The organism is Novosphingobium sp. NBM11, assembly GCF_015390225.1.
Lineage (GTDB): Bacteria > Pseudomonadota > Alphaproteobacteria > Sphingomonadales > Sphingomonadaceae > Novosphingobium.
This window is the reverse complement of sequence record NZ_VUOG01000001.1, coordinates 3,585,353-3,603,745: the sequence shown is the minus strand read 5'-3', so window position 1 is coordinate 3,603,745 and position 18,393 is coordinate 3,585,353. Positions and strand designations below refer to the sequence as shown.

13 protein-coding genes are annotated in these 18,393 nt (G+C 65.7%); 5 read left to right on the top strand and 8 right to left on the bottom strand.

Annotated elements, in window-relative coordinates:
* Positions 1-9: 9 nt before the first annotated feature.
* The 6 genes from F1640_RS17445 to F1640_RS17420 form a co-directional block, all read right to left on the bottom strand.
* The gene (locus F1640_RS17445; protein WP_194920365.1) at positions 10-1,443 is read right to left on the bottom strand and encodes an aldehyde dehydrogenase family protein; all 1,434 of its coding nucleotides are present in this window, start codon (positions 1,441-1,443) and stop codon (positions 10-12) included.
* A gap of 43 nt (positions 1,444-1,486) precedes the next feature.
* The gene (locus F1640_RS17440; RefSeq protein WP_194920364.1) at positions 1,487-2,599 is read right to left on the bottom strand and encodes an NAD(P)-dependent alcohol dehydrogenase; all 1,113 of its coding nucleotides are present in this window, start codon (positions 2,597-2,599) and stop codon (positions 1,487-1,489) included.
* A 191-nt stretch (positions 2,600-2,790) separates the two neighbouring features.
* Positions 2,791-3,831 (bottom strand): alcohol dehydrogenase family protein, encoded by a 1,041-nt coding sequence (locus F1640_RS17435; protein WP_194920363.1) that lies wholly within the window; start codon positions 3,829-3,831, stop codon positions 2,791-2,793.
* Positions 3,832-3,849: 18 nt separating this feature from the next.
* Positions 3,850-5,076: an acyl-CoA dehydrogenase family protein gene (locus F1640_RS17430; protein ID WP_194920362.1), complete on the bottom strand. Its 1,227-nt coding sequence runs from the start codon at positions 5,074-5,076 to the stop codon at positions 3,850-3,852.
* A 21-nt stretch (positions 5,077-5,097) separates the two neighbouring features.
* Entirely contained in the window at positions 5,098-5,835 is a 738-nt protein-coding gene (locus F1640_RS17425) for an SDR family NAD(P)-dependent oxidoreductase (RefSeq protein ID WP_194920360.1), read from the bottom strand.
* Positions 5,836-5,923: 88 nt separating this feature from the next.
* Positions 5,924-8,284 carry a TonB-dependent receptor gene (locus F1640_RS17420; protein ID WP_194920358.1) on the bottom strand — a complete coding sequence of 787 codons (2,361 nt, stop codon included), beginning with the start codon at positions 8,282-8,284 and terminating at the stop codon, positions 5,924-5,926.
* A gap of 121 nt (positions 8,285-8,405) precedes the next feature.
* Between F1640_RS17420 and F1640_RS17415 the strand changes: the two genes are divergently transcribed.
* From F1640_RS17415 to F1640_RS17395, 5 genes are all read left to right on the top strand, one after another.
* Positions 8,406-9,425 (top strand): AraC family transcriptional regulator ligand-binding domain-containing protein, encoded by a 1,020-nt coding sequence (locus F1640_RS17415; RefSeq protein ID WP_125955152.1) that lies wholly within the window; start codon positions 8,406-8,408, stop codon positions 9,423-9,425.
* A 146-nt stretch (positions 9,426-9,571) separates the two neighbouring features.
* Complete coding sequence (locus F1640_RS17410; protein ID WP_194920356.1) at positions 9,572-11,806, top strand: TonB-dependent receptor; 2,235 nt, start codon at positions 9,572-9,574, stop codon at positions 11,804-11,806.
* On the top strand, positions 11,806-13,050 hold the full coding sequence (locus F1640_RS17405) for a cytochrome P450 (protein WP_194920354.1): 1,245 nt from the start codon (positions 11,806-11,808) through the stop codon (positions 13,048-13,050). Before F1640_RS17410 ends, F1640_RS17405 begins: the two co-directional genes overlap by 1 nt.
* 11 nt (positions 13,051-13,061) lie before the next feature.
* Positions 13,062-13,928, top strand: a complete 867-nt coding sequence (locus tag F1640_RS17400) for a helix-turn-helix domain-containing protein (protein WP_194920351.1) — start codon at positions 13,062-13,064, stop codon at positions 13,926-13,928.
* Positions 13,929-13,997: 69 nt separating this feature from the next.
* A complete protein-coding gene (locus F1640_RS17395; RefSeq protein ID WP_194920350.1) occupies positions 13,998-15,878 on the top strand; it encodes an ABC-F family ATP-binding cassette domain-containing protein in 1,881 nt (626 codons plus the stop codon).
* A 7-nt stretch (positions 15,879-15,885) separates the two neighbouring features.
* Here the strand turns inward: F1640_RS17395 and F1640_RS17390 are convergent, their stop codons facing one another.
* Positions 15,886-16,578 carry a Crp/Fnr family transcriptional regulator gene (locus F1640_RS17390; RefSeq protein WP_194920348.1) on the bottom strand — a complete coding sequence of 231 codons (693 nt, stop codon included), beginning with the start codon at positions 16,576-16,578 and terminating at the stop codon, positions 15,886-15,888.
* Between the two features lie 71 nt (positions 16,579-16,649).
* Complete coding sequence (locus F1640_RS17385; protein WP_194920346.1) at positions 16,650-18,359, bottom strand: sulfatase-like hydrolase/transferase; 1,710 nt, start codon at positions 18,357-18,359, stop codon at positions 16,650-16,652.
* Between the last annotated feature and the right edge of the window lie 34 nt (positions 18,360-18,393).

The following is an 18,393-nucleotide window of genomic DNA, read 5'->3' as shown; positions in this document are numbered from 1 at the left end:
GATATTGGCTCAGGAAACGAAAGCGGCCTTCTTGCGGCGCACCAGCGTTTGCGTGGCGGTGTATTCCAGCAGCCCTTCCAGCCCGCCTTCCACGCCCACGCCCGACTGCTTCATGCCGCCGAATGCCGCCAGCGGCGAAAGGTGCTGCGTTTCGTTGACCCAGACCGTGCCCGACTGGATACGCTGGGCCAGTTCGAACGCCTTGTCCTCGTCGCTGCCCCAGACCGATCCGCCAAGGCCGTAGTCCGATGCGTTGGCGCGCGCGATCACATCGTCGTAATCGTCGAACCGGATCAGCGGCAGGACCGGGCCGAACTGTTCTTCCTGCACGATGCGGCTGTCTTCGGGCGGATTGTCGAGGATCGTGATCGGCACGAAATAGCCCGGAACCTCGGCCTTCTCTCCGCCCGTCAGGAAGGTATAGCCCTTGTCCCTGGCATCCTGGATCAGTTCCAGCACGCGCGCGTATTGCTGGCTGTTGTTGATCGGGCCGATCTGCGTGCCCTGCTCCGACCCATCGCCCACTTTCACCGTCTTGGCATAGGCCACGATGGCATCGCGCAGCGGTTCGTAGATGTCCTTGTGGATGTACATCCGCTTGGTGGCGATGCAGATCTGGCCGTTGTTGGTGAAGGCCGCCCAGAACAGTTGTTCGGCGATCTTCTCCACGTCCACATCGGGCATGACGATGGCGGCATCGTTTCCGCCGAGTTCCAGCGTCACGCGCTTCAGCGTGGGCGCAGCGGAGGCCATCACGCGGCGGCCCGTCTGGGTCGATCCGGTGAAGCTGATCTTGTCGAAGCCCGGATGCGCGGTCATCCACGGCCCCAGGCTGTCACCGCCGGTAATCACGTTGAGCACGCCGGCCGGCAGGATTTCCGCCGCCAGTTCCGCAAACTTCAGCGTGCTCAGCGGCGTGAACGGTGATGGCTTCAGCACCATCGTATTGCCCGCAAGCAGCGCCGGCGCGACCTTGAACATCGCCAGGATCATGGGGAAGTTCCACGGCGCGATCGCGCCGACAACGCCCAGCGGCACGTGCCGCGTGATGCTGATCCGCTCGTCGGAATCCTCGTTCACCGTTTCGGGCAGGTCCAGCGCGGTAAAGGCCTTGAGCCAGTACCCCGCGCCCATGCATTCGCCCTGCGCCTCGTGGTGCGGCTTGCCCTGTTCGCTGGTCAGCAGGCGCGTGAAGCCATCGAGGTTGGCGAAGATCGCATCGCCCAGCGCGTTGAGCTTCGCCTTGCGCTCCTCGATCGGGGTTCCGGCCCAGCCCGGAAATGCCTTGCGCGCCGCCACCACGGCCGCGTCGAGATCGGCCTGCGTCGCATCCGGCGCGCTGGCGATCGCTTCCTCGGTCGCGGGATTGATCACATCGAACGTGGCGCCGCCAGCAACGAATTCGCCGCCGATCAGCATCCTGTAAGTACCGTTGAATTCCATGGCTGTGCCTTTCACTGGGGTCTGTGCGGGAGCGGCCCGGCAATCAGGGAACGAGAACCACCTTGATGCATTCCCCGCGCGCCTGCGCCGCAATGGCTTCGTTGATTTCCGCCAGCGGGAAAGTCTGGATCAGGCGATCGAACGGGAAATTGCCGGCAGCGTGATGCGCCAGCAGTTCCGGAATGAAATCCTGCGGCGTGCTGTCGCCTTCGATGATGCCGATGATGCGCAGGCCCGGTGTCATCAGCGCAGCGATGTTCACGCTGATCGCGGCGGTCATGTCCTTGGGCACGCCGACCAAGCCGATCATCCCGTGCGGGGCAAGGTTGGCAAGTCCCGTCTCGATCACGCCGACATTGCCCGACGTATCGAGCGCATAGTCCACGCCCAGCGGCAGGATCGCGCGGATGGCTGCCGCCAGATCGCCGGCGGCCGGATCGATCACATGCGTCGCGCCGAATTCCAGCCCGATGGCGCGCCGCGCGGCGATCGGTTCGACCAGGATGATCGTGGAGCAGCCCTGTATCCGCCCGGCCATCACCGCGGCCAGCCCCACGGGTCCGCCGCCGAACACGATCAGCGACGAACCGGCGGGGCAGGCCATCGACCGCATCACCGCGCCCGCGCCGGTCTGGAAGCCGCAGCCCAGCGGCCCCAGCAGTTCCAGCGGCAGGGCAGTATCGCCGACTTTCACCACGTTGCGCGCGCGCGTGACCGCCAGCGTCGCGAACGAGGACTGGCCGAAGAAGTGCGAGGATACGCGCGCGCCATCCACGCCGGCATAGGCGGTGGAACCATCGTCCAGCCGCATCCCGGCATAGTTCATCGGCACGAACTGCACGCAATAGCTGGGCAAGTCCTCGGCGCAGCGGGCGCAAGTACCGCAGCTTGAAAAGCCAAGCACCACGCGGTCGCCCACGGCAAGGCCCTCGACGCCATCCCCCACGGCCTCGATCACGCCGGCGCCTTCATGGCCCAGCACGGCAGGCTTGGCGAACGCATCGAACTGGTCGCGGAAGACAAGATCGGTGTGGCACAGGCCGACACCGGCGATCCGCACCAGCACCTCGCCCGCGCGCGGCCCTTCGACCGTGACCTGTTCGAGCGTGAAATCCGCATGGGCGGCCCGCGCAACGGCGGCGGTACAGACAGTCATCAGGCTCTCCTCATCATCTTTCCGCGCCGTTCATTTCCTGAAGTTCCGGCAATCCGCTTCGGTGAACGCATGGGCTGGCCCCAACAACCGGCGCAGCAAGAATTGCGAAAAATGGCAGCATGCCATGCAATCCATCGGACCAATTTAATCGATCAGTTAATTTCGTCCAACCCGTTTGTCTCCCCGTTAGGTCAATCGGGCGCAAGAACCATCTTGAGCGCGCCGGCTTCCCGGCTGTCGAACAGACGATAGGCTTCCGACCCTTGCGATAGCGGCATCCGGTGGCTGATGTAGCGCTCCGGCCGCAGTCGCCCGGATTGCACCAGCGGAAACAGCGCAGGGAGTTCCTCGGGCACGGAGCAGGTGCCGATGCGGAAAGTCAGCCCGGCGGCAAACGCGCGCTCCAGCGGAAAGGCATAGCGCCGCGATTGCTGGACGCCGATCACCGAAACCGTGCCCCGGCGCGCCACCAGCCGCAGCGCCAGATCGACCGTGGCGTCCGACCCGACCACCTCCACCACGCAATCCAGCTTGCGCCCCTTCGTGGCCTCACGGATCGTTTCCAGCGCGGCATCGGGATGCAGCGCGATCGCCCCCGCTTCGGCGGCCAGCGCGCGCCGTTCGGCAATCGGATCGATCGCATAGACCACATGCGCGCCCATCACGAAGGCGCTGTCCACCGCCATCAGGCCGATCGGGCCAAGGCCGATGACGGCCACGGCGCTGCCCGGGCGGATATCGGCGTTGCGCGCGCCGAACCAGGCGGTCGCCAGCGCGTCGGTCATCATCAGCGCCTGATCGCCGCTCACGCCTTCGGGAATGGGCACCGCGTTCATGTCCGCCGCCGGCACGCGGAACGCTTCGGCCTGCACGCCCTGCAGCCGCGCGGAAAGGCCGTAGCACGATCCCAGGCCGGATTCGCAGTTCAGGACGTTGCCGGCAAGGCATGACCGGCACGCGCCGCAGCCCACCGCCGCCGGCACCATGACCTTGTCACCCACTTTCACGCGCGAAACGGCGCGCCCCACCTCGACCACCTCGCCCACGGCCTCGTGCCCCACGCAGAAGCCGATATCCTCGGAAAAGCCGTGTCCGTGGTAGATGTGCAGATCGCTGCCGCAGATCGAGCACGCGTCCATGCGGATGATCGCATCGCGATCGGATTCGAGCACCGGATCGTCCATCGGCTCGTGCCGAATGTCCCGCGCGCCATGGTATCGCAGCGCCTTCATGCCCTTGCCCTCCCCGGTTCAGCGCGCGTTGGCAGCGACGTATTCCGCAATCTTGAGCTTGCCGAGCTGCGACATGTGGACTTCCTCCGGCCCGTCAGTGATCCGCACATAGCGGTTGAGCGTGAAGAAGTGGGCGACCGGGGTGTCATCGCTCACCCCCATGCCGCCGTGGACCTGGATCGCGCGATCGGCCACGGTCTGCGCCATCTGCGGCGCGATAACCTTGATCGCCGCGATCAGGTCGCGCGCCACCTTGTTGCCATGGCGGTCCATGGCGTCGGCCGCCTTCAGCGTCAGCAGGCGGGCCATCTCGATCTCGCAGAAGCTGCGTGCCACGTCCTGACGAATGCTGCTCTGGTCAGCCAGCTTGCGGCCGAACGCGATCCGGCTGTCCGCCCGGCGCGCCATGTATTCCAGCGCGCGCTGCGCCTGACCGATCGAGCGCATGCAATGGTGGATGCGCCCCGGCCCCAGCCGGCCCTGCGCGATCTCGAACCCGCGCCCTTCGCCCAGAATCAGGTTCTCCTTCGGCACGCGCACGTTGTCGAAGCGCAGTTCCACCTCGCCACCCGGCGAATTGTGCGAACCGAACACCGTCAGGTGCCGCACCACCGTGATGCCCGGCGTATCGCGGGGCACCAGGATCTGCGAATGCTGCGCATGGCGCGGCGCATCGAAATCGGTCTTGCCCATCACGATGAAGATGTCGCACCGCGGGTGCATCGCGTTGGAAATCCACCACTTGCGGCCGTTGATGACGTATTCGTCGCCCTCGGGCCGGATCGACAGTTCCAGATTGGTGGCGTCGGAGGAGGCGACCTGGGGCTCGGTCATCACATAGGCCGAACGGATTTCGCCATCGAGCAGCGGCTTGAGCCAGCGCTCCTGCTGCGCCGCGCTGCCGAACTTGGCCAGCACTTCCATGTTGCCGGTATCGGGCGCGGAGCAGTTGAACACCTGGCTGGCCCAGGGCACGCGCCCCATGATCTCGGCCAGCGGCGCGTATTCCAGATTGGTGAGTCCCGGCGAGAACGCGCCGTATTCGTGCGGCAGGAACAGGTTCCACAGCCCGGCATCGCGGGCGCGGACCTTCAGCGCCTCCATCCCCGGCCATTCCTGCCAGAGGTTCGCCTGATCGTGGACGAAATCGGCATAGGTCTTTTCGTTCGGATAGACGTGCTCGTCCATGAAGCCTTCGAGCCGGGCGATCAGCCCCTTCACCTTGTCGGTATGGTCAAACTGCATGAGGGGATGCTCCCGGCTGTTTCAGAGGGACAGGCCGCCATCCACCACCAGCGTGTGGCCGGTGACGTAGGATGCCAGCGGCGACGCGAGGAAGATCGCCGCGCCGGCCATGTCTTCGGGCGTGCCCATGCGGCGCTGCGGAATGGCGACCAGCGCCCCTTCGAGCCGCTGCGGATGCGCGGTGGTCACCTTGGTCAGCTTGGTATCGACCAGCCCCGGCGCCAACCCGTTCACGCGGATGCCGTCCGCCGCGAACGCCTGCCCCAGCGACTTGGTCAGGCTGATCGCGCCCGCCTTGGACGCGGCATAGGCCGGATTGCCGATATTGGCCTTCAACCCCGAAATCGAGCTGACGATCACGACCGCGCCGCGACTCTCGGCCAGTTGCGGCCGGAACTTGCGCGCGCAATGCATCAGGCTGTCGAGATTGACCGCCATCACCCTGTCCCAGCCGGCGCGCTCGAATTCGCCGCGCTTGTAGACGACTGTCCCCTGGCAGAGGATCAGGACGTCGAGCGAGGGGAACGGCAACGCCGCCGCATCGATGGCGTCGGGATCGCCCACGTCGACGCAGGAATAGCCCAGGCCCGTCAGGTCCGACCCATCACCCGGATCGTACTCGTCCGCCGATGCCCGCGTGCCCCAGACGTGGACTTTCCCGCCACGGGCGCGGAACGCCTGGGCGATGCCGTTGCCAATGCCGCTGGAACCGCCGACGACCAGCACGGTCTTGCCGGAAAAGTCGGTATCTGTGGGCATCCTTGCCTCTCCTTTTGCCGGCCCTCTCTTCCCGTCAGCGGGGCGCCGGACGATCCCGTCCCGCACCCCGCCGATCGGGTATCACGCGTCAGAACGTGGCGCGCAAGCGCAGGCCGTAGGTACGTGGCGCGCCGAGATAGCCGTTCTCGTCACCGGTCTGGAGCGGCGTCGGGAACGACTGGGTGAAGTAGGTCCGGTTGAACAGGTTCTGCACCCACCCTTCGACCAGCAGGTTCCACTTCGGAATCTTGAAGCCCAGGTTGGCGTTGACCAGGCTGACCGGCCCCTGTTCCGAACGCGACGCGGTGCTGATGAGCTGGCGGCTGGTGTACTGGTACTGCACACGCCCCGTCAGGTTCAGGTTGTCGCTCAGCGGCTGATCGAGATTGAGCGCGACGTTGGCCGAAAGCTTCGGCGCGAAGCGGAACCGCGAATCCGACAGGACCGGATCGATCGAGGCATCCTTCGCGTACTTGGCGTGCGGGATCCAGGTGCCGTCGATGCCCAGCGTCAGGCTGTTCGAAAGCTGGAACAGGTTCTCGATTTCGACGCCATAGTCCTTGGCCGACTTCGCGTTGAGCACGGTGAAGCGCAGCCCCACGAACTGCGCGATCTGGAGATCGGAGAGGTCGTAGTAGAACAGCGCGATGTTGGTCCGCGCGCGCCGGTTCAGGTACTGGAACTTGGCGCCCACTTCATAGGCGTTGACCTTTTCCGGCTTGTAGGTGGGATCGAGCGGCGTCGACACGGTCGATGTCGGGCTGATCAGGCGGATCAGGCCCTGAAGCTGCGGCGGAAGCGCGTTGAACACGGTCGGGTTGTTGAACAGCGTGCCCGCCGCGTTCGCGTCGATGTTCACGCCGCCCGCCTTGAAGCCGCGGTTGTACGTGGCATAGAGCATGACATCGTCGACCGGACGGTACTGGATGCCCAGCGTGCCGCTGACCGCCTTGTCGGTCCGGGTCTTGTCATAGGCCGGGCTCGGCCCAAGGCCGAGAACCGTGAACACGGTGTTCGGGAACGGCGAGAAGAACGCATTGCGGAACGCGCCCTGCTTCTTTTCGACCGAATAGCGCACGCCGGCGATGATGTTGACCTTCGAGCCGAGCGCGAAATCGAGATGCGCGAAACCGGCGTAGGAACGCGCCTTGCCCGACATCGCTTCCACCGCCCACGGGCCGACGGATGCGTTCACCGTGCCGGCCGGAATGCCCGAAGCGCCCAGCACCGCGTTCCAGTAGGCCTGCCCTTGCGAAGCCCAGGGCAGCGTGCGGCCCATCTTCAGCTTTTCATCCGAGACGAAGCCGCCGAACACGGCATCGGCGTTCAGCGCGCTGATCTTCGTGTTGTAGGTCAGTTCCTGCGAGATGAAGCGGCTGTCGAAGTTTTCGTAGTAGCGGAAGATATCCGCGCCCGAGAAATCCGGGTCCATGTCGCGCTGGTCGAGCTTGAACTTGCGGATCGCGGTTACCGACTTCAGCGTGCCGCCGCCAAGGCCGGCCTCGATCTGCAGCGTGCCACCGTAATCGGTGATCGTCTGGCGGCCATTGCCATTCAGCGTCTGCTGAAAGTCGGACAGCTTGCGCGAAGGCACCTTGCCGCCGTTCAGCGTGGTCAGCAGGTCGACCAGCGGCTGCGTCGGGCCGTTCTTGAAGTCCGAAGTCGCATAGCAGCAGTTGCCGCCGCCGTGCGAATAATCACCGATCAGGCGGATGGTGAGGTCCGGCGTCGGCTCGATCCGCAATTGCGCCTTGATAGCCTGCGTGGAATCGCCGTTCAGGTGCTCGCCATTGGTGGGGTTCGTGTAGAACCCATCGCGGTGCGAGACCACGCCCGCGATGCGGAACGCCGCGTGATCGCTGATCGGCACGTTGCCTGCCGCGCGCACGGTGAAGGTGTTGTAGTTGCCATAGCTGGCGTCAAACAGGCCCTCCATGCGGTCGGTCGAAGGCTTGGCCGACGAAAGCAGCAAGGCGCCGGCGGTGGTGTTCTTGCCGAACAGTGTGCCCTGCGGACCGCGCAGCACCTGCAGGTTGTCGATATCGAGGAAGCTCTGCAGCGCGGCGGCGGCGCGGGTGCGGTACACGCCATCGATGAACACGCCGACCGAGCCTTCGAAGCTGCGGCTGTTGCCCGTGGTGCCCAGGCCGCGAATGATGACGTTGGCCGTGGAGCTGGAAATGTTGGTGGCGCGGAACGTGATCGACGGGCTGACCGCCTGGATGTTGGAGATGTTCTCGACGCGGGCGGTTGCCAGCGCTTCGCCGCTGGCCGCCGTGATCGCGATCGGCACGTTCTGGAGATTTTCGGCGCGACGCTGCGCGGTGACGACGATTTCCTGGAGCCCGGCGCCCTGATTATCCGCCGTGCTTTCCTGAGCGATCACGGGCGTTGCTACAACCGACGAAACGACCATGCCGGCAACGCCGGCAAGGAATACTGCCTTCATGCTTACTACCTCTCTCACTATCCGCTCTACGCCGGATCAGACGGATGGAGTCTGCTTCAATCCTGCGATTAAATCTTGACATATCACGCCACGATCATGACCAATAGCGACAGGAGAGTTTATGACGCCGGTCGCGCATCCATCGTCCATGCAGCAATTCGTCCGGTATGCGCGGCTTACCGGCATACCGCTGGAAGATATTCTCGACCGCGAACTTTGGTCGATCGTGCAATCGAGTGCGACGCGGGAAACGGTGCCCGCACACGCCATGGTCGATATCATGCAGATCTGCGCGATCATGGCGAACCGCCCGGAAATCGGCGTGGCCTTCGCATCCTGGTGCAACCTGAACGGCTACGGCCCGCTGAGCCTGCTTTGGGGCCACTGCCCGACGGTGGGGGAAACGATCCGCGTTTCGAACCGCTTTCTGCATCTGGAAAGCGATGCGCTGGGCGTCCGCTCCATCGAAACCGAGGACGAAATCGCGCTCGTCCAGTTCGTCACCATTCCCACCCGTTTCGGCGGCAGCCAGTTCGTAGAGGCCACGCTCAGCTTGCAGGTTCGCATCCTGCGGCTCGTGCTGGGGGCCGACTGGAGCCCCTTGCGCGTCGAGTTCGACCATCCGCCGCCGCGCAACCTCAACCTCCATCGCACCTTCTTTCGCTGCCCCACCACTTTCGGCGCCGACCGTTCCGCCGTCGTCATCCGCCGCGAGGAGATGAAACGCACCAATCCCAACGGCAACGCGCACCTGCTCGCTTATCTCGAACGCCAGCTCGCCGCGACCATGCGCCCCAGCGTGCGCGATTTCGTGCGGCAGGTGGAAGAACTTGTCGCCGCGCATCTGGCGGGCGGACAGGCCACGCTGGAGCGCACCGCCGCGCTGCTGCGACTTGGCGGGCGCAGCCTGCAACGCCGGCTGGCGGCACACGAGATGACCTTCGGCGATGTTCTTACCAATGTACGCCTGCGCGTTGCGCGGGAATATTTCGCGCTTGAGGCAAAACCTAACCTGTCGGAACTCGCTCACCGCCTGGGCTATGGCGAGGCCAGCGCCGCCAGCCGGTTCCTGCGCCGGCACATGGACAGCGGCGCCCGCGCCCTGATCCTGCGCGGCAAGGCGATCCGCGCCCAGCTGTGACCCCGGCAAAACCGGCTCTCACACCAGCAAGAATTGTCAAATCCCGGCGCAACCCTGTGAAACGGCAAAGCGCTCTCCCGAAGATATAGGGTTTCTTCAGATGCAGGCCGGGCCAGCCGGCTGCGAATGTCATGGGAGAAATCCGAATGCGCACCGCCCTCGCCACCGCCCTGTTGCTGGGTGGCGCCTCCTGGCTTCCGACCATCGCCCTTGCGCAAACGGCTGGAGACAGCGCCAGCGACAACGCCGCCGCGCAGGACGTGATCGTGGTGACGGCCCAGCGGCGCGAACAATCGGTGCTCGAAGTCCCGATCGCCATTTCCGCCATCGGCGGCGACAGCCTGGCATCGAAGGGAATCACCAATTCCGCCGCGCTGCAATCGGCGGTGCCCAACCTGCAGATCAGCAGCCCCTATGGCTCGACGCAGCCGAATTTCAGCCTGCGCGGCATCAGCGTGGCCAACGAATACAACTCCAACCAGGCCTCACCCGTCGGCGTCTATCTCGATGACGTCTATCTCGCCAACCGCACCGCGCACGGCATGGGCCTGTTCGATCTTGATCGCGTGGAAGTGCTGCGCGGGCCGCAGGGCACGCTGTTCGGCCGCAACACCACTGGCGGCGCGATCAACTTCATCACCCGCGCGCCCGGGCTGCACGACAACGAAGGCTATGCCGAGGTCGGCTATGGCAACTTCAACACCTGGACAGCCCAGGCCGCCGTCGAAACCACGATGGTCGAGAACGAACTGGGCCTGCGCCTTGCCGCCAACTACATCAAGGGCGACGGGCAGATCCGCAACGTGTTCCCCGGCGGACGCGACGGCAATTCGCAGGATACCTTGCAGGGCCGCGCCACGCTGCGCTTCCGTCCCGGAGACGGACCGCTGGACGTGAAGATCAAGATCTATGGCGGGCGCGATCGTGGCTCGCAGGCAGCCGTTCAGGGCTTCCTGCCGGCGCGTGCCGGCCTCGGCTTCTTCGAGACCAACGAGAACCGGCTCGGCCTGAACCGCACCGAAGCCTACGGCATCTCCGCCAACGTGGCCTACCACATCTCGGATGCCCTCACGCTGACCTCGATTACCTCGCGCGATGCGGGCAAGCAGAACCTCCAGCAGGCGGCCGACGGCGCGCCGGTGGACATCCTCGACATCAACTGGCGCTCTTCGTACAACCAGTTCAGCGAGGAGCTGCGACTGAACTACAGCAACGACAAGCTGAGCCTCGTCGCGGGCGGCTTTTATGGCTGGGACACGGTCGTCACCGACAACACCTTCAACATCGGCAGCGCGCTGGGGCCGGGAGTCAACGGCGGCTTCTTCCAGCACTATCGCCAGCGCCGATCGTCCACCGCGTTGTTCGCCCAAGGCGATTCCAAGCTGGCCGACCGGCTGACCCTGACGCTTGGCGCGCGCTACACCTGGGACCGCGCGACTTATCGCGATGGCTATGCCTATCTCTTTGCCGGCGATATCGGCGGCGCGCAGACGCCGCTGGCGACGACCGTGCCCTGCGCCGGCGTGGCGGGCACCTGCGCCTATGATCCGACGGCACGCTACGCCATCGACGGGCGCAACCGCGCGCTGACCGGCCGCGTGGCGCTGAGCTACGAACTGCCGGGCGGCACGCTGCTCTATGCCAGCTACAACAGAGGCTATCGTTCGGGCGCGTTCAACGGTGGCGGCTACACCTCCTCGGCCGGGATCACCTATATCGCGCCGGAGCGGGTCAACGCCTATGAAGTGGGCTTCAAGGGCCGCTACGGCGGCATCCTGACGCTGACTGGGTCGGCGTTCTACTACGACTATACCAACCAGCAGGTGCAGGACACGCGGCCCGGCCCGGTCTCGTTCCTCGTCAACGCGCCCAAGTCGGAAGTCTATGGCGCCGAACTGGAGGCCAGCGCGCGCCTTTCGCGCATGTTCAAGCTCAGCGCCTCCGCCGGCTACCTCCACGCCCGCTACAAGCAATTGACGTTGCAGGGCACGACGCTGGACGGCAACAACCTGCCCTTCGCCCCGGAATGGACGTTCCAGGCCGGCATCGACGCCACGCTGATGGACAACGCCACCGGCAAGCTGACGCTTTCCCCCACCGTAGCCTATTTCAGCCGGCAGTATTTCTCGCCGTTCAACGCGATCAACGCCACCGGCACCACGCAGAACAATGCCGAACTGCAACAGGGCGCCTACGCCAAGGTGAATGTCAGCGCCGCGTTCCAGACCGGGCGCTTCACCTTCAAGGCCTTCGCCAACAACCTGTTTGACCGCCAGACCTATGCCTACGGCCTGGACTTGCGCGGGGCGGACTTCCCCTACAACTTCCTCGTGCCTTCCACGCCGCGCACGTTCGGCGGCTCGGTCAGGGTCGCGTTCTGATGGCCGAGGCCCGCGCCATCGCTTCCGGCGCCCTTGATCTGAAGGACGCTCGGCTATTCGAACAGGGCGTGCCGTGGGACGCCCTTGCCCAGCTGCGGCGCGAAGATCCGGTTTACTGGAACCCGGAAAGCGATGGTGCGGGCTTCTGGGCGGTGCTGCGCCATGCCGACATCGTGGAGGTATCGCGCAACCCCGCCCTGTTCTCCAGCGCCTACGAAAACGGAGGCCACCGCATTTTCAACGAGAACGAGGTTGGGCTGACGGGCGCGGGCGATAGCGCGATCGGCATCCCCTTCATCTCGCGCGATCCACCGGTCCACACCCAGTACCGCAAGCACATCATGCCTGCGGTCTCGCCAGCACGGCTCGGCGATATCGAGGCGCGCATCCGCACGCGGGTGGAGCACCTCGTCGCGGCGATCCCGCTGGGCGAGGAAGTGGACCTCGTGCCGCTGCTGTCCGCTCCTCTCCCCCTGCTGACGCTGTGCGAACTGCTGGGCCTGTCGCCCGATCTCTGGCCCAAGCTCTATGACTGGACCAACGCCTTCGTGGGCGAGGACGATCCCGATTTCCGCCAGAGCCCCGAAGCCATGGCGGCAACGCTTGCCGATTTCTTCGCCTTCGCCACCCAACTGTTCGAAGCGCGGCGGGCAGCGCCTTCGCACGACATCGCATCGCTGCTGGCCAACGTGGAAATCCGGGGGGAGAAGATCACCTTCCGGGATTTCGTCGGCAACCTGATCCTCGTACTCGTCGGCGCCAACGAGACCACGCGCAATTCGCTGTCACACACCGTACAGCGCTTTGCCGAAAGCCCCGATCAGTGGGCCATGCTGCGGCGCGACCGCGGACTGCTGAAGACCGCCACGCCGGAAATGGTCCGCCATGCCTCGCCCGTCCTCCACATGCGCCGCACAGCCATGGCGGATACAGAGCTGGGCGGCCAGAAAATCACCAAGGGCGACAAGGTCGTGCTGTGGTACGTTTCAGGCAACCGCGACGAGACGGTGTTCGATGCGCCGGACCGGTTCGACATCACGCGAGCGAAGAACCCGCACCTGGGCTTCGGATCGGGCCAGCACGTCTGCGTCGGATCGCGCCTAGCCGAAATGCAGTTGCGCGTGGCGTTCGACATTCTCGCGGATCGGGTTATGTCTTTCGAGGTTATACGGTCGCCGCGCCGGTTCCGCTCGAATTTCCTCAACGGGCTCAAGAACCTCGACGTCATATTGCGGCCGGCGTGAGAGGCAGTCGAATGGCGGAAAGCTGGACCAACGAGCAGATCATCTCCGACGTGCTGGGGCGCGGCGCGGACATCCAGCTGGGCGGTGGCGAGAAAGGCTGGCAGCTTTCGCGCTGGCGCCAGTTCGTCGGCAGCTATGAACTTCCCGCCCTGCCCAGCCCCACGTTCGTGGTCCACATCGCCGGCAAGCCCCGCGTCAAGACCTGGGACCGCGATGGCTGGAGCGAGGCAAGCTCGATCCCCGGTTGCGCCACGATCATTCCTTCGGGCCGCCCGACCGGATGGCTCGTCGATGGCGAGTTGGACGTCGTGACCCTGTCCATCGCGGAAGACCAGCTTCGCGTCGTGCCTGCGCGCGACCAGTTCGACCGGATGCGCTTCGCCTTTTCCGACCCGCTGGGCGTGGCGCTGACGCGGCAAGTGCTGGCGGAACTCTATGCGCCGGAAACGCCGGAGCGGAACGTCTATGTCTCCACGCTGGTCGATGCGCTGAAGGCCCACATGCTGCGCGGCCCGGCGGACGCCAACGCCACGGCCTTTCCAACCTCCGACTTCTCCGCCTATCGCATCCATCACGTCATGAACGCGGTGCTGACCCACCCGGAGGAGGAACACACGGTGGAATCGCTCGCCGCCGAAGTGGGCCTCACGCCATCGCATTTCTGCCGGGTGTTCAAGCGCGCCACCGGCCTCAGCCCGCACCAGTACGTGATGAAGGCCCGGCTGGAGCGCGCGCAGGAAATGCTCTCCAGCACCGAACTGACGGTCGCGCAGATTTCGGAAGCGCTCGGCTTCGGCAGCCAGAGCCACTTCACCCGCGCCTTCCGCAGCTTCGCCGGCCAGCCGCCGACCGCCTGGCGGCAGTTAAAGCTGCATTGACGCGCCAACCAGGATAGCCGGCCGAGATAGGCCGTTGGGCTTTCGCGCCGGGCCTGCTAGGCGCGCGGCATGTTGACGATCAACGATATCACCGTGCGGCTGGGCGGCCGCACCATTCTCGACCGCGCCTCCGCCTCGCTTCCCACCGGCGGCAAGGTCGGCCTGATCGGCCGCAACGGCGCGGGTAAATCGACGCTGATGAAAGCGATCATCGGGGAAATCGAGCCCGACGATGGCGCGATCGACATGCCCCGCCGCGCGCGGCTGGGTTATATCGCGCAGGAAGCGCCGGCCGGCACCGCAACGCCGTTCGAAACCGTGCTGGCGGCCGACAAGGAGCGCGAGCAGCTTCTCGCCGAAGCGGAGACCTGCACCGATCCCGACCGGCTTGGCGACGTTCACGACCGGCTGCTGGCGATCGACGCCTACAGCGCCCCGTCACGCGCCGCGCGCATCCTGATCGGGCTGGGCTTCGACGAAGAGATGCAGGCCCAGCCGCTCGACAGCTTTTCGGGCGGCTGGAAGATGCGCGTCGCGCTCGCCGCACTGCTGTTCTCCGCACCGGACCTGCTGCTGCTGGACGAACCCTCGAACCACCTCGACCTTGAAGCGACGCTGTGGCTGGAAAACTTCCTCAAGTCCTATCCCGGCACGCTGATCGTCATCAGCCACGAGCGCGACCTGCTGAACAACGTGGTCGATACCATCCTGCACCTGCAGGGGGGCAAGATCACGCTTTACCCCGGCGGCTATGACAGCTTCGAACGCCAGCGCGCCGAACGTGCCGCGCAACTCGCCGCCGCGCGCGCCGCGCAGGACGCGCAACGCGCCAAGCTGCAGGACTATGTCGCCCGCAACAGCGCCCGCGCCTCCACCGCCAAGCAGGCGCAATCGCGCGCCAAGATGCTGGCCCGGATGCAGCCGATCACCGCGCTGATCGAAGACCCGACGATGCGCTTCGACTTCCCCAGCCCCGACGAGTTGCGCCCGCCGCTGATCACGCTGGACAAGGCGGCGGTCGGCTATGCCCCCGGCGCACCGGTGCTTGCACGGCTCAACCTGCGCATCGATCCGGACGACCGCATCGCGCTGCTCGGCCGCAACGGCAATGGCAAGACCACGCTGGCGCGCCTGCTGGCCGGCCAGCTCGAGGCGATGGATGGCGTGATGCGCCTCTCGGGCAAGACGCAGATCGGCTATTTCACGCAGTATCAGGTGGAGGAACTGGCCAGCGCCTCCACCCCGCTCGAACTCATGACGCGGGCGATGGACGGCAAGACGCCCGCCGCCGTGCGCGGGCAGCTCGGGCGGTTCGGGTTCTCGGGCAATACCGCCACGGCGCAAGTCGGCACGCTTTCGGGCGGCGAACGCGCGCGACTGGCGCTGGCGCTCGTCACGCGCGATGCGCCGCACCTGCTCATCCTCGACGAGCCGACCAACCACCTCGACGTCGATGCCCGCGAGGCGCTGGTGCAGGCGCTCAACGCCTATGACGGCGCGGTCATCCTCATCAGCCACGACCGGCATATGGTGGAACTGACGGCGGACCGGCTGGTGCTGGTCGATGGCGGCACGGCGACCGAATACGCCGGGTCGATGGAAGACTACATCGACTTCATCCTGGGCCGGAACCAGCCGCGCGAAGCGCAGTCCAGCGAGGCCAAGGGCGCCAAGCCCCAACGCAAGGCCGGCGCGCAATGGCGCGAGGACATGCGCGCGCTGAAGAAGCAGGTCAGCGAGGCGGAAACGCGGATGGGCCGGCTGCAGAAGCAGCTTTCGGCGTTCGATGCCGCGCTGATCGATCCGGCTTCCGCGCCGAACGACCTTGCCCAGCTCAACATGGGCGAACTGTCCCGCCGCCGCGCCACCGTTGCCGACGAACTGGAAGAGGCAGAAGCCGCATGGCTGGACGCCAGCGAGGCGCTGGAAGTGGCGCAGGCTGGAGGCTGAGGCGTACCTAGGCTTCCATGGCAAAGGCGTGCGCCTGCAGCGCCGCCGCATCGGGAACCTCGATCGCGCCGTACCGGCGGCGCACCAGCCCGCGTTGCTCCAGATCGGCAAGGCAGGCGTTCACGGTCTTGCGGCTGAGGCCGACCATCTCGCCCAGCGCCTGCTGGCTGAGAAGCAGCTCCGCCCCGGTGCGCGCGTCGGAGGCGAAGCGCGCCAGCCGCGCCGCCAGCCGCTGCCGGGGTGGCAAGGCGGTGGTTTCGGCCAGCAATTGCACCATCATCCGCAGTTGCGCATAGTTGAGGCTGGCGATGGCCTGCCAGATCAGGGGTTCATCGCGTGCGATGGCCGCCAGTGCGGCGTCGGTCACCTGGAGAACCAGACTGGCCGCCGTGCTGATCGCGGTGACGAGCCGGGGGCCGCCGCCGAAGCGCGCCGTCTGGCCGATGGCATTGCCGTGGCCGATCTGGCCGATCAGCACGTCCCGGTCCCCCGGCGCCTGCGCATAGATCTGCAACGCGCCGCGCACGACAACGAGAATGCCGCTGTCGTCATCCCCTTCGGCATAGGCCCAACGGCCCGCAGGCAGCACCCGCAACGTGCCGTGGGCCAGCAGGCGGCGGCGCAGGTCGCCGCCATGTCCATCGAGCCGGCCGCACCGGTCGAGCGCGGCGGCCGCCATCGCAAAATCGTCTTCGCCCATGGCCGCGCAGCCTAAGACGTCAGGGTACGCCTGTCATCGCCCCAGGCAACGGCGATCGCTCCCCGTCCCGCCTACTTCCCGGTGGTGAAACCGATCTGCACCTTGGGCGGGTACTTGCGCAGTACCTGCTGGTAGCGCGCGATTTCCGCGCCGACCGGAATGGCGATCGGCAAGTGCCGGATCGCCACCGAATTATCCTCCTGCGGATTGGCGTAGAGGTTGAACATGGTGCCGCCCGCCGTCTGGCTGACCGTGCCGGTGAACCCGCCGTGGTTGCCGTTGGGCGTCATCGCATAGGGGTCCTGCGTCAGCATGGTGAACTTGAACTCGTCCATTCGCACCGCGGCGAACTGGGTGTTCCAGAAATACAGGATGCTGCGCCGGTTCGAGGCGCCGTTGTCGGCGAGCAGGAACGAGGTCTGGTCAACCCCGTCGAGATAGTTGCCCGACCCCATCTTCTCGCCGATCGCGGCCCCCTTCACGCCGGCAAGGCTCAGGCTGGTGGGCAGGATGTCCGCGAAATCGAACAGGCCGTCGGACTTGCGCGGCCCGATCATGCCCTTCCAGTACACGAAGGTCGGCACGCGGACTCCGCCTTCCCAGGTCGATCCCTTGCCACCGCGGAACGGCGTGCGGCCGTGGGGATCGATTTCCTGTTCCGGCCCGTTGTCCGACGTGAACACGATCATCGTGTTGTCGATCTCGCCCGTCTCTTCCAGCGTCTTGTAGAGCCGCGCGAAGATGTCGTTCATTTCGACGAGGCAGTCGGTGTAGTCGTTTCGCGCGGGCGAACGGCCGGCGTAGAAAGCGTTCGGATAGTTGTCGAAATGGCAGCCGCGCGTGCCGTAGTAGAGGAAGAACGGCTTGCTTCCGCCCTTCTGCCGCTTGAGGAAATCGACGGCGTAATTGGCCCAGCGCTGGTCCAGATCGCGGCTGTAGTCCACCGTGATAAGGCCCACGTTCTCGATCTTGCCGCCCTTCGCGGCGTGAACGTCGTACTTGTTGAACGGCGCTTCCTCGATCAGCCGGCTGCGCGTGGGGCTGAGCGCCACTTCCGGATTGAAATTGGGATCGCGCCATTCGGTGTACATGTCGGACACCGAAAGGAAGCCACGGAAATCGTCGAAACCGGCATTCTGCGGCTGCGACCCTTCGTTTTCACCCACGTGCCACTTGCCGATGGCCTGGGTGACATAGCCCTGTGCCGAGAGCATCGAGGCGATCGTCGGCTTGCCGTTCAACCCGCCGGTCTCGCCATACATCGGCGGCCGCAGCAGGCCATGATGGATCGGCAATTGCCCGGTGAGAATCGTCGCGCGCGAGGGCGAGCAGCTTGGCTGCGAATAGGCGGAGGTGAGCACCAGCCCTTGCGCCGCCACCTTGTCGACATCGGGCGTCGGCGCGCCCAGCGTCACGCCGCCGCCGTTGAAGCCGAAGTCCATCCAGCCCACGTCATCCATCAGGAACACGATGATGTTGGGCTTCTTTCCGGTCTTGCGCTGGAGATCGGCCAGCTTCTTTCCGACTTCCGCGGTCTGGTCCGGATGATCGATCATCGGTTCCATGTTGTCGGCAACGGATTTGCCGGGAATCCCGATGTACTGGTCCTGGAAGTCATAGCCGGGCGCCTTGCCGCGCTTGATCGGGCCGGGCGTGCCCGGTCCCTGCACGACTCCGCCGCCCACCGGCACGCTTTGCGCCCATGCGGCATGGCCGCCCGTGGCCACTGCCAGCGCAATGGCGGCGCACCGCCAGAACCTGCCGGTCCGCTTCCTGCCCATCAGAACCTCCGCCTGCTTCCGTGATCTCCCATCC

Bases quoted from the DNA above. Each gene is read 5' to 3' on its own strand.
- F1640_RS17400 (WP_194920351.1), top strand. From the start codon at position 13,062: ATGGCGGAAAGCTGGACCAACGAGCAGATCATCTCCGACGTGCTGGGG.
- F1640_RS17385 (WP_194920346.1), bottom strand. From the start codon at position 18,359: ATGGGCAGGAAGCGGACCGGCAGGTTCTGGCGGTGCGCCGCCATTGCG.
- F1640_RS17390 (WP_194920348.1), bottom strand. From the start codon at position 16,578: ATGGGCGAAGACGATTTTGCGATGGCGGCCGCCGCGCTCGACCGGTGC.
- F1640_RS17420 (WP_194920358.1), bottom strand. From the start codon at position 8,284: ATGAAGGCAGTATTCCTTGCCGGCGTTGCCGGCATGGTCGTTTCGTCG.
- F1640_RS17425 (WP_194920360.1), bottom strand. From the start codon at position 5,835: ATGCCCACAGATACCGACTTTTCCGGCAAGACCGTGCTGGTCGTCGGC.
- F1640_RS17440 (WP_194920364.1), bottom strand. From the start codon at position 2,599: ATGACTGTCTGTACCGCCGCCGTTGCGCGGGCCGCCCATGCGGATTTC.
- F1640_RS17405 (WP_194920354.1), top strand. From the start codon at position 11,806: ATGGCCGAGGCCCGCGCCATCGCTTCCGGCGCCCTTGATCTGAAGGAC.
- F1640_RS17430 (WP_194920362.1), bottom strand. From the start codon at position 5,076: ATGCAGTTTGACCATACCGACAAGGTGAAGGGGCTGATCGCCCGGCTC.
- F1640_RS17395 (WP_194920350.1), top strand. From the start codon at position 13,998: ATGTTGACGATCAACGATATCACCGTGCGGCTGGGCGGCCGCACCATT.
- F1640_RS17415 (WP_125955152.1), top strand. From the start codon at position 8,406: ATGACGCCGGTCGCGCATCCATCGTCCATGCAGCAATTCGTCCGGTAT.
- F1640_RS17435 (WP_194920363.1), bottom strand. From the start codon at position 3,831: ATGAAGGCGCTGCGATACCATGGCGCGCGGGACATTCGGCACGAGCCG.
- F1640_RS17445 (WP_194920365.1), bottom strand. From the start codon at position 1,443: ATGGAATTCAACGGTACTTACAGGATGCTGATCGGCGGCGAATTCGTT.
- F1640_RS17410 (WP_194920356.1), top strand. From the start codon at position 9,572: ATGCGCACCGCCCTCGCCACCGCCCTGTTGCTGGGTGGCGCCTCCTGG.